Source organism: Streptomyces cyslabdanicus (assembly GCF_052663305.1).
In genome coordinates this window covers 79,121-92,924 of record NZ_JBQRUW010000045.1, presented here as the reverse complement: position 1 = coordinate 92,924, position 13,804 = coordinate 79,121, and the positions used below count along the sequence as shown (strand labels likewise).

Sequence of the window (13,804 nt, the reverse complement as noted above, 5' to 3'; positions counted from 1 at the left end):
CGACCTGCCCTGTGTAGGGGACCACTCTCCCATGGCGGAGGTGCCGTACGAGCACGAGGCCCTGGGCAGGGACGGAGCGGGACCGTCCTCAGGGCCCGGACGTCCCGCGGGTGGCCCGGTACAGGGCCCGCGAGGTGATGAGCAGTTCACGCCGCTCCCGCGCGGAGCCCACCATCGGCCGGGAGCCGCTGAGCGGCACCTGGGCGCTCTCCGGCAGGAACCTCACGGTCAGCAGGCCGATCGCGCCGGCCAGCATGAGGTAGTAGGCGGGCATCATGTCGTCGCCCGTGACGTCGACCAGGGCCGCGCTCACCAGCGGGGTGGTGCCGCCGAAGGCGGCGACGGCGAAGTTGAAGCCGATGCCCATGGCCGCGTAGCGCACCGCGGTCGGGAAGAGCGCGGGCAGGGTGGCGGCGCTCGGCGCGGCGAAGCAGGCCAGCAGGGTGGACAGGATCAGTACGCCGCAGACCGGCGCCCAGGTCCCCTCCGCCTTGATCAGCAGGAACGAGGGGATGGCGAGGACGATCATCGCGGCGGCCGCGACGCCGTAGACCGGGCGCCGCCCGACGTGGTCGCTGAGCCGGCCGACGAAGGTGATCAGCAGCACGATCCACACCATGCCCAGCAGCACCAGCAGGCCGGCGGAGCTGCTGGAGCGGTGCAGGGTCTCGGTCTGGTAGGTGGGCAGGTAGCCGGTGACCATGTAGTTGGTGACGTTGTAGAGCAGTACCAGGCCCATGCAGATCAGCAGGGCGCCCCAGCGCTCCTTGACGATGGTCCGCAGCTCGCTGCGCGCCGACTTCTGGGCGAGACTCCGCTCGTGCTCGTCCAGCTGCTGCTGGAAGGCGGGCGACTCCTCCAGCCGGAGCCGCATGTACAGGCCGATCACGCCGAGGGGACCGGCGATCAGGAACGGGACCCGCCAGCCCCAGGCGGTCATCTGGGTGTCGGTGAGGAGCAGGGTCAGCGCGGTGACCAGGGCGGAGCCCAGCGCGTAGCCGACGAAGGTGCCGAAGTCGAGCCAGCTGGAGAGGAAACCGCGGCGGCGGTCGGGGGAGTACTCGGCGACGAAGGTGGTCGCGCCGCCGTACTCGCCGCCGGTGGAGAAGCCCTGGACCATGCGGGCCAGCAGCAGGAGGACCGGGGCGGCGATGCCGAGGGTTCCGTAGCCGGGGATCAGGCCGATGGCGAACGTGCCGAGCGCCATCATGATCATCGTGGTGGCGAGCACCTTCTGCCGGCCGATCCGGTCCCCGAGCGGACCGAACACGAGGCCGCCCAGCGGCCGCACCACGAACGCCGCGGCGAAGGTCGCGAAGGAGGAGATCACCTGGGCGCCCGGGGAGGCGCCGGGGAAGAAGACCTTCCCGATGGTGGCGGCGAGGTAGCTGTAGACGCCGAAGTCGAACCACTCCATGCAGTTGCCGAGGGCGGAGGCCCCGACCGCACGCCTGAGCAGCGCGGGCTCGACGATCTGCACGTCCTCCTCGCGCAGGGCGCGCCGGCTGCGCCGCAGCCGGCGGGTCAACTCCTCGCGGACCTGCCGCGGCAGCCGCGCGGCGGCCTCCCGCGGCCCGGGCGGGCCGCAGGGACCGGCCTGCCCGTCGGGTGTCACGTTCACCACCGCGTCACCTTGCCCTTGTGCGTGGATGAGTGTGTGGATGTACGAGGTATGGGCATTCTGCGGGGAATCGGCTCCCGGTGCGTGTGGGAGCGGCTGCCCCCAACGGCGTTCCTCACGCCCTCGACCACCGGTCCATGACCCGGGACCGGCGCGAGCCCGACTCACGCCCCGCGCCCGGGGGGAAGATGAGAGCGCGAGCGGACAGCAGACGCACGACGACGCGGAGGAGCGTGGGTGGCATGCGGCACGAGCGAGCGGGCAAGCCGGCCGGACCCGAGGACCTGATCGACGTCGCCCGGCTGGTGACGGCGTACTACGCGCTGCACCCCGACCCGGCCGAGACGGGACAGCGGGTGGCGTTCGGAACCTCCGGACACCGCGGATCGTCCCTGGCGACGGCGTTCAACGAGGACCACATCGCCGCGACCAGCCAGGCGATCTGCGAGTACCGCGCACGCCAGGGTACCGACGGGCCCCTCTTCCTGGGCGCGGACACGCACGCCCTGTCCGAGCCCGCGCGGGTCACCGCGCTGGAGGTCCTCGCGGCCAACGACGTCACCGTCCTCGTCGACACGGCGGACGGCTACACCCCCACCCCGGCCGTCTCCCACGCGATCCTGACGCACAACCGCTCGCGCACCTCGGGCCTCGCCGACGGCGTGGTCGTGACCCCGTCGCACAACCCGCCCGGTGACGGCGGCTTCAAGTACAACCCGCCCAACGGCGGCCCGGCGGGCTCGGCGGCGACCTCCTGGATCCAGGACCGGGCCAACGAGATCATCGCGGGCGGCCTGAAGGACGTACGGCGCGTCCCGTACACCCGCGCGCTGGCCGCGCCCGGCACCGGCCGCCACGACTTCCTCGGCGCCTACGTCACCGATCTGCCGAGCGTGCTCGACCTCGACGCGGTCCGGGACGCCGGTGTGCGCATCGGTGCCGACCCGCTGGGCGGCGCCTCCGTCCGCTACTGGGGCCGCATCGCCGAACAGCACCGGCTCGACCTGACCGTGGTCAACCCGCTCACCGACCCCACCTGGCGCTTCATGACGCTGGACTGGGACGGCAAGATCCGTATGGACTGCTCCTCGCCGTACGCGATGGCCTCGCTCATCGGGCAGCGCGACCGCTTCCGGATCGCCACGGGCAACGACGCCGACGCCGACCGGCACGGCATCGTCACCCCGGACGCCGGGCTGATGAACCCCAACCACTACCTCGCCGTGGCCATCTCCTACCTCTACGCCCACCGCACCCGCTGGCCCGGCGAGGCGGGCGTCGGCAAGACACTGGTCTCCTCCGGCATGATCGACCGGGTCGCCGCGGACCTCGGCCGCCGGCTCGTCGAAGTGCCCGTGGGCTTCAAGTGGTTCGTGGACGGGCTGATCGGCTCCTCGCTCGGCTTCGGCGGCGAGGAGTCCGCCGGAGCGTCGTTCCTGCGCCGGGACGGCTCGGTGTGGACCACCGACAAGGACGGCATCGTCCTGGCCCTGCTCGCCTCCGAGATCACGGCCGTCACCGACCGGACGCCGTCCCAGCACTACGCGGAACTCACCGCCCGCTTCGGCGAACCCGCCTACGCCCGCGTCGACGCGCCGGCCACCCGCGAGGAGAAGGCCCGTCTGGCCAGGCTGTCCCCGGCCCAGGTCACCGCCGACACCCTCGCCGGGGAGCAGGTCACCGCCGTCCTCACCGAGGCGCCCGGCAACGGCGCACCCATCGGCGGCATCAAGGTGACCACCGAGAACGCCTGGTTCGCGGCCCGCCCCTCGGGCACCGAGGACGTCTACAAGATCTACGCCGAGTCCTTCCGGGGCCCCGACCACCTCTCCCAGGTCCAGGACGAGGCCGAACGCGTCGTCCACGCGGCACTGGGCGGATGACGACGGCACCGACGACAGCGGCGGGAGCGCGGGAGACAATCGGGACGAGTGGCCCGGCTCACATGGCATGACGGGGGCATGCCCGACACCATGGGTCCTTTCACCGGCAGGCCGAAGGGATGAAGCATGTTCCGCAAGGTGCTGGTCGCCAACCGCGGCGAGATCGCGATCCGCGCGTTCCGCGCCGGCTACGAACTGGGCGCGCGAACCGTCGCCGTCTTCCCGCACGAGGACCGCAACTCGCTGCACCGGCTGAAAGCCGACGAGGCCTACCAGATCGGCCAGCCGGGGCACCCGGTCCGCGCCTACCTCTCCGTCGAGGAGATCGTCCGCGCGGCACGCCGGGCGGGGGCGGACGCCGTCTACCCCGGCTACGGGTTCCTGTCCGAGAACCCCGAACTCGCCCGCGCCTGCGAGGAGTCGGGCATCACCTTCGTCGGGCCGGACGCCGCCACGCTGGAGCTGACGGGGAACAAGGCCCGCGCCGTGGCGGCCGCCCGCGCGGCCGGCGTGCCGGTGCTCGGCTCCTGCGCGCCCTCCACCGACGTCGACGAACTGGTCCGCGCCGCCGAGGACATCGGCTTTCCCGTGTTCGTCAAGGCGGTCGCGGGCGGCGGAGGGCGCGGCATGCGCCGGGTGGAGGACCCCGCCGCGCTGCGCGAGTCCATCGAGGCGGCGTCCCGGGAGGCGGCGTCCGCGTTCGGCGACCCCACCGTGTTCCTGGAGAAGGCCGTCGTCGACCCGCGCCACATCGAGGTGCAGATCCTCTCCGACGGCCAGGGCGACGTCATCCACCTCTTCGAGCGCGACTGCTCGCTCCAGCGCCGCCACCAGAAGGTGATCGAGCTCGCCCCCGCGCCGAACCTCGACCCCGCCCTGCGGGAGCGGATCTGCGCCGACGCGGTGCGCTTCGCCCGGGAGATCGGCTACCGCAACGCGGGCACCGTGGAGTTCCTGCTCGACCGCGACGGCAACCACGTCTTCATCGAGATGAACCCGCGCATCCAGGTCGAGCACACGGTCACCGAGGAGGTCACCGACGTCGACCTGGTCCAGGCCCAGCTCCGCATCGCCGCCGGCGAGTCCCTGGCCGACCTCGGGCTCTCCCAGGACACCGTCACCCTGCGCGGCGCCGCCCTGCAGTGCCGCATCACCACCGAGGACCCGGCCAACGGCTTCCGCCCGGACACCGGACGCATCAGCGCCTACCGCTCCCCGGGCGGCTCCGGCATCCGCCTGGACGGCGGAACCACCCACGCGGGCACCGAGATCAGCGCGCACTTCGACTCGATGCTCGTCAAACTCACCTGCCGCGGACGGGACTTCAAGGCCGCGATCGGCCGGGCCCGGCGCGCCGTGGCCGAGTTCCGCATCCGCGGGGTCGCCACCAACATCCCGTTCCTCCAGGCCGTACTGGACGACCCCGACTTCCAGGCCGGCCGGGTCACCACGTCGTTCATCGAGCAGCGCCCCCACCTGCTGACCGCGCGCTCCTCCGCCGACCGCGGCACCAAACTGCTCACGTACCTCGCCGACGTCACCGTGAACAAGCCCCACGGGGAACGGCCCGAGCTGATCGACCCGGTCACCAAGCTGCCGCCGCTGCCCGCGGGCGAGACGCCCCCCGGCTCGAGGCAGAGGCTCGTCGAACTCGGCCCCGAGGGCTTCGCCCGCCGGCTGCGCGAGTCGCCGACCATCGGCGTCACCGACACCACCTTCCGCGACGCGCACCAGTCGCTGCTCGCCACCCGGGTGCGCACCAAGGACCTCCTCGCCGCCGCCCCGGTCGTGGCGCGGACCCTGCCCCAGCTGCTGTCCCTGGAATGCTGGGGCGGGGCCACCTACGACGTCGCCCTGCGCTTCCTCGCCGAGGACCCCTGGGAGCGCCTGGCCGCCCTGCGCGAGGCGGTGCCCAACCTCTGCCTCCAGATGCTGCTGCGCGGCCGCAACACCGTGGGGTACACCCCCTACCCGACCGAGGTGACCGACGCCTTCGTCCAGGAGGCCGCCGCCACCGGCATCGACATCTTCCGCATCTTCGACGCCCTGAACGACGTGGGCCAGATGCGCCCGGCCATCGACGCCGTACGCGAGACCGGGACGGCGGTCGCCGAGGTCGCCCTGTGCTACACGGGGGACCTGTCCGACCCCGCCGAGCGCCTGTACACCCTGGACTACTACCTGCGTCTGGCCGAGCAGATCGTGGCCGCCGGAGCGCACGTCCTGGCCGTGAAGGACATGGCGGGGCTGCTGCGCGCGCCCGCCGCGGCCCGGCTCGTCTCGGCGCTGCGGCGCGAGTTCGACCTGCCGGTCCACCTGCACACCCACGACACCGCCGGCGGTCAGCTCGCCACCTACCTCGCCGCCGTCCAGGCCGGCGCCGACGCCGTGGACGGCGCGGTCGCCTCCATGGCCGGCACCACCTCCCAGCCGTCGCTGTCGGCGATCGTCGCCGCCACCGACCACTCCGACCGGCCCACCGGCCTCGACCTGAGGGCGGTCGGCGACCTGGAGCCGTACTGGGAGAGCGTCCGCAAGGTCTACGCCCCGTTCGAGGCGGGACTGGCCTCGCCGACCGGGCGCGTCTACCGCCACGAGATCCCCGGCGGTCAGCTGTCCAACCTGCGCACCCAGGCGGTCGCGCTGGGCCTTGGCGATCGTTTCGAGGACATCGAGGCGATGTACGCCGCCGCGGACCGCATCCTGGGCCGCCTCGTCAAGGTCACCCCCTCGTCCAAGGTGGTCGGCGACCTCGCCCTGCACCTGGTCGGCGCCGGTGTGGGCCCGGAGGAGTTCGAGGCGGCGCCGGACCGGTTCGACATCCCCGACTCCGTGATCGGCTTCCTGCGCGGTGAGCTGGGCACGCCGCCCGGCGGCTGGCCTGAGCCGTTCCGCACCAAAGCGCTGCGGGGCCGCGCGGAGGCCAAGCCCGTCACCGAGCTGAGCGCCGAGGACCGCACCGGCCTGGAGAAGTCCCGCCGCGCCACGCTCAACCGGCTGCTGTTCCCCGGTCCGACGCGGGACTTCGAGGCCCACCGCCAGGCCTACGGCGACACCAGCGTGCTGGACAGCAAGGACTTCTTCTACGGGCTGCGCCCCGCCTACGAGTACGCCGTCGACCTCGAACCCGGCGTGCGGCTCCTCATCGAGCTCCAGGCCATCGGCGAGGCGGACGAACGCGGGATGCGCACCGTGATGTCCACGCTGAACGGCCAGCTCCGCCCGATCCAGGTGCGCGACGCCGCGGCGGCCTCCGACATCCCCGTGACCGAGAAGGCCGACCGGGCCAACCCCGGCCATGTGGCGGCACCGTTCGCCGGGGTGGTGACCCTCGCGGTCGCCGAGGGCGACGAGGTGGCGGCCGGCGCGACCGTGGCCACCATCGAGGCGATGAAGATGGAGGCCGCCATCACCGCCCCCAGGGCCGGCCGGGTGACCAGGCCGGCCATCAACCGCATCCAGCAGGTGGAGGGCGGCGACCTGCTCGTCGAGATCGGCTGAGCCGCCGGCGCCGCCGTACGAGCGTCCGTCGGCGTGGTGACGTGCCGCAGCCGTCTGCCGCGTTCCGTCGGAGGGTGGCTCGGTCGCGTGATCATCTAGCGTGGGTGATATGCCCGACTTGCCGCATGGTGTTCATGGCCGACCGCCCACCCTCGCCGAGCGCTGGGCCGCCTTCCGGGTGTCGCCCTTCCTGCCCGCGACCGTGCTCACGCTGATCCTCGCCGCCGCGGCCGGACTGTTCGCGGGGTCCTACACGTACGCCATGGCGAACCCCACCCCGCACACCGTCCCCGTCGCGGTCGTCGGCGCCTACGACCAGCCGCAGGGCGTCCGCTTCGTCGCGGGCATGGAGAAGGCCCTGGCCGCTTCCCTGCGCTTGCACGCGTTCGGCAGCCGGAGCGCGGCGGAGCAGGCGGTGGACGACCAGAGGGTGTTCGCCGTGCTCGACGTTCCCACGCCCGGCCGCGCCATCACCGTGGACGTGTCCGGCGCGTCGGGCGCGACCGTCGCCCAGGTGCTGACTCAGGCGGCGATGACGACCGGGAAGGCCGCCGGCGTACCGGTCGTGGTCCACGACCTCAAGCCGCTGCAGCAGGGCGACCCGCGCGGGCTGGCGATCTTCTACATCTCGCTTGCGGCCGTCGTCATCGGCTTCATCGGCGCCATCCAGCTGAGCGTGCACGCGGCCGCGCTGAACCCGGTGGCGCGGATCGCCTTCACCGTCGTCTACGCCCTGCTCGGCGGATTCGTGATCGCCGCGGTGGTGGACTGGCTGCTCGTTGCGCTGCGTCTGCCGTTCGTCGAGTCCTGGCTGATCCTGACGCTGACGATGTTCACGACCGGCATGGTCTTCACGATGTTCAACACCTTGTTCGGCCGCTGGGCCATGTTGCCGACGTGGGTTCTGCTGGTGATGCTCGGCAACCCGTCCTCGGGCGGCGCGGTCTCCTGGCCGCTGCTGCCCTCCCCGCTCGGAGTCGTCGGCCGCTGGCTGCCGCCCGGGGCCTCGGTGAACGCCCAGCACACCGCCGTGTACTTCCCGGGCCACCAGCACGCCTTCCCGTTCCTGGTCCTGGCGGGCTGGATCGTCGTCTCCTGCACGGTCTTCGGATTCCGGCACCGCCGCCACCCCGGCGGCCGCCCGGGCCACCCGGCCCACGCGACTCCCTGAGCCGGACCGCAACGCCGTGGTGGCGATCGGTCACCGTCCACGCACCGTTCCGGTTGGCGAGACCGTAAGGAGACCGGTTTGTTGTCCCGAACCCGGTGTCGGCCCGCGACCATGCAGACATGGATCATCCAACGGGGGGACGCGGCCGGGCGGGGGCGCCGGCACGCGGATGCGTGATCACCGTGCTGGTCGCGGTCGGCGTGGTGTGCGCGCTGGTGCTCTGCGCGCTGTGGCAGCTTCACCGCACCTTGGACCGTACGCCGCCCGACGTCGGCGCCTTCGCGCACTCCGCCGCCACCCGGGCCGCCGACGCGGCCGCGGCACGGACGAGTTCAGCGCGCCTGACGAGCCTGACGTCGGCGCTGCCCTGGGCCGTTCCGCTCGGCACATCGGTGGCGGACTCCTGCCGGACGGAGGACCAGAACCCGTTCTTCGGCCCAGCGGACTGGGCACCGATCAACTGCGTCCGCAGCAGCGTCCTCTACCTCGCGTTCGACGGGGACATCCGCACGCACCTCCACCAACTCGACGGGGTGCTGGCCGAACAGGCGTGGGTGGGCTCGGGTTCGTCCCCGAACACGCTGACCGGGACTGCGACCTGGATGAGCCAGGCCGGCGGTGACCCGTCCCCGGCCGCGTCGCAGCGGGGAAGCACCGAACCCCCGGGTTCGCAGCCGATCTGCCTGTCCACGACGTACAACCCGGGCACGCGGAAGCACGGTATTCCGCACGGTGGGCTCGGCGTCCGGCTGCGAGTGGCGGTGGCGGAGCGTCCGTGCACGCCCAGAGCGGACACCGGCGACATCCAAATCGGCGGCACAGTGGAGAAGTCCGGGGTCGACGGGACCGTCTACCTCGCCTGGCACCCCCTGTTGACCGACACGGTGAGTCGCTCCGCCTACACCGCGCACCGCTACGTGGCCGCCTTCTCCCTCGTCGACAGCTACGCCGTCCAGTCCACTACGCGTTCGTGGTGACCACGCGGTGTTCCCACGGGAACGCGAGCGACGGTTCGAGGCGGCCCGAGGCGGGGCGGGAGGGGCTGACGCGGGTTGAAGCGTGGAAGTTCCGCAGGTCGGAGAGAAACCGCAGGTCAGGGCATATGCGAGGGGCCCTCTGCAGCCCTGTTCCGGCGGGCCGCCATCACCGCGTAGACGAGGACGCCCGCGAACAGGAACAGCACGCCCTGGTAGACCGCCGCGTACCCGGCGCCCGCGACGAGCCACAGCGAGAAGGCGGCCGCGTGCAGCCGGTCATCGACACCAGCGCGGCCAGCGCGACGGCCCAGCCGCCCCAGGAACCGCCGAACATGGCGTTCACGGCGTCCGAGAAGGGCGCGGGATCGAGCACGCCAGCCGCCGCGTCCGGATTGTGGGTACGACCGCGCACCCGTCCGTGGTCTGGGTGGTCCAGGCGGCGAAGAATCTCGTCATGGACCTGGAGGACGTGGGTTGCCGAGCGCGTTTCATGATCCGGGACAGGGACGGCAAGTTTCCTGAGCTGTTCGACGCCATCTTGAAGGACGCGGGGGTCGAGGTCGTGCTCAGCGGGGTCCAGATGCCGCGAATGAACTCGACCATGGAGAGGTGGGTGCAGACGTGTCGGCGTGAGCTGCTGGACCGCACGTTGATCTGGAGCCAGCGCTACCTCTGCCGCGCTCTGTGGGAGTTCGAGCGATTCTACGATTCCCATGGGCCGCATCAGGGCATCGCAAACGCCCGACCGCTGCACCCCTTGCCCCGAGCGATCAACGAGCCAGAGCGGATCACCCGCTTCGACATACGCAGACGCGAGCGCCTCGGCGGCATCCCCACGAGTACGGACACGCAGCGTGACCTGGGGGACGAGGTTTCCGGCAAGGGCAGGGTCCCAGGCGGATATCAGGGGCGTACGCGGTGTTGTGTGCGCTGGGGGGAGGATGTTCGATCGTTCCGTCGCCACCAGAGGCGGGCGACGGAACGGAGACCGGATGAGAACGCCCGGATGTACGGGAACGAAGAGGCATGGGCTGCTTGGCATCGCTGTTGCTTGTGTGATGGCCCTGACGGGGTGCACCGGGGAGGACGGGACGGCGAGCGCAACTGACTCCGGAGGTGGAGACGGTACGCGCAGCGCCGCTGGCTGCCATCCCGAGGTCCGCTCGGGGCAGCCCCCCGAGTGGGCGCGGAGTGGATTCAGCAGCGATAGCGAGGTGAAGTACGTGGTCGGTAACCACGGCCAGATCGCAGGGGTGATCTTCGGTCACCCCCTGCACGCCCCGGTCGGGGAAGGCCGCCAGAACAAGATCCTCTGGGTGGCTCGGGACGGCAATGACACGACCGGTGGGGACGGGAACCTGCTCATTACGGCCGAGGCGGCCGACTCGGGACAGGTGGTTGAGCGGACCATCCGCGGCGGACCAGGACCTTCCATCATTGACATGCCCGCGGCGGGCTGCTGGACCTTCACCCTGCGGTGGAGCGGCCACACCGACACCGTCGATCTCTCCTATCGCTCCGCGTGATGTCGTGCGGCGCGGCCTTCGTCAGCTATGAGCCGGTTGTCGAACTGACTGGTGACGAAGGATGGCGCTTTCTGTGAAGAGCCTCTACGGTGACTCGCGGATACTTCTCAACTGGCATTGATATCAAGGGTGTTGACCATCCCTGGATAGGCGTGGGGGGCGTGATGGAAGGTCCGTCAGGTAGATCTGCCTCGGGTGCCGGAGGTGCCCGATGAGCGCAGTTGCGTGGTTCCTGGCTGCCGCCCATGCTGCCGTGATCGCGGTTCTCGTCCGTGCGGGTGCAGCCAAGCTGGCTGCACCCGCTGTCGCTGCGGCAGCGGTAGGCGAGCTGAAGCGGAGTCATGGCCCCGTCCCCACCGCCTGGATACGCGCCCTCGGGGTAGTCGAAATGACAGCGGCGATCGCGACTGTGCTGCCCGTGCTGCGTCTTGCGGCACTCATGATGGTGCTGGTTCTCGGGCTCGGATTCGCCGCGGCCGGAGCGGGAGGTATGGCGCGAGGGACCGGCAAGCCGTGCGGCTGCTTCGGGGCCGAGAGCGGCCGCCCGCTGGGCCCTGCCAACATCGCGATCGGTGCAGTTTTCACCGGTTTCACGGTTCTTGCCCTCGCACTTCGAGGGACGGCGAACGACGCGTCGTTCGGATCGGCGACGGCCCTGCTGGCAGTCACCCTCTCGGCCGGGTGGCTGCTGGTCGGCGCTCGGCAACACCTCCGCACCGTTCTTCGCCACGCCACCAACGGAGGGGAAAGAACCGCATGACCATCATATTGGCCACCGCGCTGCTTGCACTTACCGCGGCAGTCGTGCTGCTCTACGCGATGCTGGGTGAACTGTCGTCCAGACTGCCGGCCGAGAACGAAGCCGCCGCCGATCAGATCAGACCGCTGAAGGACTACCGTCCTGGTGCCACTGCCGCCGCATGGCCGGCCGGGCTCCTCCCGCTCGCCGGGATGGAGCGTGCAGTGGTCCTCGTTCTCAGCCCGATATGCACCACGTGCACCAAGGTCGCGGGGGAGCTAGGTCAGCTTCCCGACGGCGCGCTCGGCGAAGCCGTCGGCTTGGTGGTCTCCACGGGTAGCAGAGAGACGGGCGAGGCGTTCGTGGCCGAGTATGCACTGGGGCGCATGCCACATCTGGTCGACGAAGGTGGGTCGTGGGTCACCGGGAATTTCGGCGTTAATTCCAGCCCGTCGGCCCTCGTCTTCGAGGAGGGAGTGCTCACCGAGGCCTACACCTTCGGCACCGTACAGGCCATCCGGGAACAGTTCATCGGAACCATACTGGAAGGGGCACACTGACATGTTCAATCTGCGTGCGAGGAACACGGCGGCGGACAACGCACAGCCCGACGGCCATGGGAGCGACGGGAAGAAGCTCGGCCGTCGGCGGCTGCTGAGCAGAATCGGTACTACCGGCCTGGCCACGTCCGCCGCCGTGTTCGTCGGCACCGCCGCGGCCACGAAGGCGTCCGCCCAACCCCTGTGCTGCAGCCTCGCCAACTACCCCGAGAACACCACCTACTCGTACTGCAGTGCTCACGCCGCCTACATCTGGTACTGCAGTGCAAACCCCTACCTGCACTGCGCCTGTTGCGAGACGGCGGGCAACAAGCTGTCTGCAGCGCAGTGCCAGTACAACTGACGGATGGGGAGTGGACATGGTGACGTGGCTCGTGGTCGGGGGGATCGGTGCAATCCTCCAGGTATTCAGCCCTTGAGGCCAGTCCATGGCCGGGGTCGCCGGCCCGATGTTGAGCCGCAGTCGAGCGCAGGGGACGAGGTTCCTGCTGGGGCTGATGACCGGAGGAGCCCTCGCGTCGACCCTGTTGGCCGCGGTGTTCTTTGCTCTGGGCACACTGGTCGGGACGGTACTGCCGGACACACCTCGGTACATCGCAGCGGCGATCGCGCTCGCGGTGTTCGGTGGCCTGGACGTCGCCGGTCGTACGCCGCACATCTGGCGCCAGGTTCCCCAGGCTCTGGTGCGCACCCTGCCGCCGTGGCGGCTTGGGGCGGTGTGGGGGTTCGACCTGTCGCTGCTGTTCACCACGCAGAAGAGCACATCGCTGACATGGGGTGCGCTGACGGGGTGCGTCCTCATCTCACCGTCCGCTTCCTGGGCGGTGCTGATCGGGATGACCATGGTGTCGGTGGTCACTATCGCCGGTCGCAGTGTGCTCTTCGCCCTGCGTGGTCCGGCGCTCGTCGGCGACCGCGACCGGACGTGGTTCCTGCCGATGCGACGTGTCGCGGGTATCGCGCTGATGGCGCTGGCTGCGGCGATCGCCGTACAGGGCGGATGAGATGAGCGAGAGAGTACGAGCCGAAGATCCACGCGGACAGATAGTGATCACCAGGTTCGAGTGTCGGAGCCTGTATGCCCTGCTGCTCATCCGCCTGCTCCACCGCACGGTGAAGAAGGATGTGCGCCGTTACGCCGGTGGCTACCTCGGCGGAACGACGTACGTCCAGTGGCGGCAGCGAACCCTGCTCAGCTTCTCCGTGTGGGACAGCCTGGGGAGCATCTACGACATGGGGCAGGTGACGCGGCACGTCTCCGCCGCCCGCATACCGGGGCGGCTGCGCGCCGCCACCGCCTGCGGGATCTACAGCTACCGGGGGGACTGGCGGAACGTCATGTTCGAGACCCCGGTCGACGCAGGGGAGGAGCCGATCCGCCCGATCGGTGCCTCCCCTGCCCGACCACACCACTCATCGCACGCAGACCGGAGGAGCCAGCCATGACCATCACCCCCGTCGACAAGGGCTACGCGTTCATCAAGAACAACAGTGACGGCACCATCGACGTCCTGGTCGCCGCGACACTCCAGGCCGACGGAAACCCCGACAAAATCGTCTCCGTCCATTACAACCGGCCGGCAGTCGACCTCGGCAACGCCGTGCGGACCGTGAAGGCGGGCAGCATGCTCCGCACCTCGGAGCCGACGCTGGTCCGCTCCGAGGCCGACGAAGTGGTGCGCATTCGCGTCGACCGGTGACGAAGTGGCGGAGGCGGACGGGAATCGAACCCGCCGGACGGGGATGCCCCGTCCCTCCCGCTTTGAAGGCGGGGAGGCCCACCAGGAACCCTGACGCCTCCGCTCGTCACTCTAAACGACTCGGCC

The 13,804-nt window shown here is 70.6% G+C and carries 13 protein-coding genes, 1 tRNA gene and 1 pseudogene; 12 read left to right on the top strand and 3 right to left on the bottom strand.

The window, feature by feature from the left end:
- Positions 1 to 88: 88 nt before the first annotated feature.
- On the bottom strand, positions 89 to 1,624 hold the full coding sequence (locus ACTYVM_RS26765) for an MFS transporter (RefSeq protein WP_445528413.1): 1,536 nt from the start codon (positions 1,622 to 1,624) through the stop codon (positions 89 to 91).
- A gap of 239 nt (positions 1,625 to 1,863) precedes the next feature.
- On the opposite strand from ACTYVM_RS26765, the gene pgm reads away from it, so the two are divergent.
- From pgm to ACTYVM_RS26745, 4 genes are all read left to right on the top strand, one after another.
- On the top strand, positions 1,864 to 3,504 hold the full coding sequence (pgm, locus tag ACTYVM_RS26760; RefSeq protein WP_445528412.1) for a phosphoglucomutase (alpha-D-glucose-1,6-bisphosphate-dependent): 1,641 nt from the start codon (positions 1,864 to 1,866) through the stop codon (positions 3,502 to 3,504).
- A gap of 126 nt (positions 3,505 to 3,630) precedes the next feature.
- Positions 3,631 to 7,005 carry a pyruvate carboxylase gene (locus ACTYVM_RS26755; RefSeq protein WP_445528411.1) on the top strand — a complete coding sequence of 1,125 codons (3,375 nt, stop codon included), beginning with the start codon at positions 3,631 to 3,633 and terminating at the stop codon, positions 7,003 to 7,005.
- A 109-nt stretch (positions 7,006 to 7,114) separates the two neighbouring features.
- Positions 7,115 to 8,176, top strand: coding sequence for an ABC transporter permease (locus ACTYVM_RS26750; protein ID WP_445528410.1), 1,062 nt, complete (start codon positions 7,115 to 7,117; stop codon positions 8,174 to 8,176).
- Between the two features lie 119 nt (positions 8,177 to 8,295).
- A complete protein-coding gene (locus ACTYVM_RS26745) occupies positions 8,296 to 9,153 on the top strand; it encodes a hypothetical protein (protein WP_445528409.1) in 858 nt (285 codons plus the stop codon).
- A 116-nt stretch (positions 9,154 to 9,269) separates the two neighbouring features.
- On the opposite strand, the pseudogene ACTYVM_RS26740 reads toward ACTYVM_RS26745, so the two are convergent.
- A pseudogene (locus ACTYVM_RS26740) lies at positions 9,270 to 9,514 on the bottom strand (hypothetical protein); the annotation flags it as partial.
- Positions 9,515 to 9,607: 93 nt separating this feature from the next.
- Here ACTYVM_RS26740 and ACTYVM_RS26735 point away from each other — a divergent pair.
- The 8 genes from ACTYVM_RS26735 to ACTYVM_RS26700 all read left to right on the top strand — a co-directional run bounded on the left by ACTYVM_RS26735 (position 9,608) and on the right by ACTYVM_RS26700 (position 13,678).
- Positions 9,608 to 10,261 (top strand): hypothetical protein, encoded by a 654-nt coding sequence (locus ACTYVM_RS26735; RefSeq protein ID WP_445528408.1) that lies wholly within the window; start codon positions 9,608 to 9,610, stop codon positions 10,259 to 10,261.
- A 106-nt stretch (positions 10,262 to 10,367) separates the two neighbouring features.
- On the top strand, positions 10,368 to 10,679 hold the full coding sequence (locus ACTYVM_RS26730; RefSeq protein ID WP_445528407.1) for a hypothetical protein: 312 nt from the start codon (positions 10,368 to 10,370) through the stop codon (positions 10,677 to 10,679).
- Positions 10,680 to 10,890: 211 nt separating this feature from the next.
- Positions 10,891 to 11,439, top strand: a complete 549-nt coding sequence (locus tag ACTYVM_RS26725) for a MauE/DoxX family redox-associated membrane protein (protein WP_445528406.1) — start codon at positions 10,891 to 10,893, stop codon at positions 11,437 to 11,439.
- On the top strand, positions 11,436 to 11,978 hold the full coding sequence (locus ACTYVM_RS26720) for a hypothetical protein (RefSeq protein WP_445528405.1): 543 nt from the start codon (positions 11,436 to 11,438) through the stop codon (positions 11,976 to 11,978). Before ACTYVM_RS26725 ends, ACTYVM_RS26720 begins: the two co-directional genes overlap by 4 nt.
- Before the next feature lies 1 nt (position 11,979).
- Complete coding sequence (locus tag ACTYVM_RS26715) at positions 11,980 to 12,321, top strand: hypothetical protein (protein ID WP_445528404.1); 342 nt, start codon at positions 11,980 to 11,982, stop codon at positions 12,319 to 12,321.
- Positions 12,322 to 12,406: 85 nt separating this feature from the next.
- Positions 12,407 to 12,982: a hypothetical protein gene (locus ACTYVM_RS26710; RefSeq protein ID WP_445528403.1), complete on the top strand. Its 576-nt coding sequence runs from the start codon at positions 12,407 to 12,409 to the stop codon at positions 12,980 to 12,982.
- A gap of 43 nt (positions 12,983 to 13,025) precedes the next feature.
- Positions 13,026 to 13,424, top strand: a complete 399-nt coding sequence (locus tag ACTYVM_RS26705) for a hypothetical protein (protein ID WP_445528402.1) — start codon at positions 13,026 to 13,028, stop codon at positions 13,422 to 13,424.
- On the top strand, positions 13,421 to 13,678 hold the full coding sequence (locus ACTYVM_RS26700) for a hypothetical protein (protein WP_445528401.1): 258 nt from the start codon (positions 13,421 to 13,423) through the stop codon (positions 13,676 to 13,678). Before ACTYVM_RS26705 ends, ACTYVM_RS26700 begins: the two co-directional genes overlap by 4 nt.
- A gap of 5 nt (positions 13,679 to 13,683) precedes the next feature.
- Here the strand turns inward: ACTYVM_RS26700 and ACTYVM_RS26695 are convergent.
- Positions 13,684 to 13,779: transfer RNA gene (locus tag ACTYVM_RS26695), tRNA-Sec, on the bottom strand.
- Positions 13,780 to 13,804 lie beyond the last annotated feature (25 nt).

What these genes read in the sequence shown, in the direction of transcription:
- pgm (WP_445528412.1), top strand. Translation starts at nt 1,864, where the DNA reads ATGCGGCACGAGCGAGCGGGCAAGCCGGCCGGACCCGAGGACCTGATC.
- ACTYVM_RS26755 (WP_445528411.1), top strand. Translation starts at nt 3,631, where the DNA reads ATGTTCCGCAAGGTGCTGGTCGCCAACCGCGGCGAGATCGCGATCCGC.
- ACTYVM_RS26750 (WP_445528410.1), top strand. Translation starts at nt 7,115, where the DNA reads ATGCCCGACTTGCCGCATGGTGTTCATGGCCGACCGCCCACCCTCGCC.
- ACTYVM_RS26745 (WP_445528409.1), top strand. Translation starts at nt 8,296, where the DNA reads ATGGATCATCCAACGGGGGGACGCGGCCGGGCGGGGGCGCCGGCACGC.
- ACTYVM_RS26735 (WP_445528408.1), top strand. Translation starts at nt 9,608, where the DNA reads ATGGACCTGGAGGACGTGGGTTGCCGAGCGCGTTTCATGATCCGGGAC.
- ACTYVM_RS26725 (WP_445528406.1), top strand. Translation starts at nt 10,891, where the DNA reads ATGAGCGCAGTTGCGTGGTTCCTGGCTGCCGCCCATGCTGCCGTGATC.
- ACTYVM_RS26720 (WP_445528405.1), top strand. Translation starts at nt 11,436, where the DNA reads ATGACCATCATATTGGCCACCGCGCTGCTTGCACTTACCGCGGCAGTC.
- ACTYVM_RS26715 (WP_445528404.1), top strand. Translation starts at nt 11,980, where the DNA reads ATGTTCAATCTGCGTGCGAGGAACACGGCGGCGGACAACGCACAGCCC.
- ACTYVM_RS26710 (WP_445528403.1), top strand. Translation starts at nt 12,407, where the DNA reads ATGGCCGGGGTCGCCGGCCCGATGTTGAGCCGCAGTCGAGCGCAGGGG.
- ACTYVM_RS26700 (WP_445528401.1), top strand. Translation starts at nt 13,421, where the DNA reads ATGACCATCACCCCCGTCGACAAGGGCTACGCGTTCATCAAGAACAAC.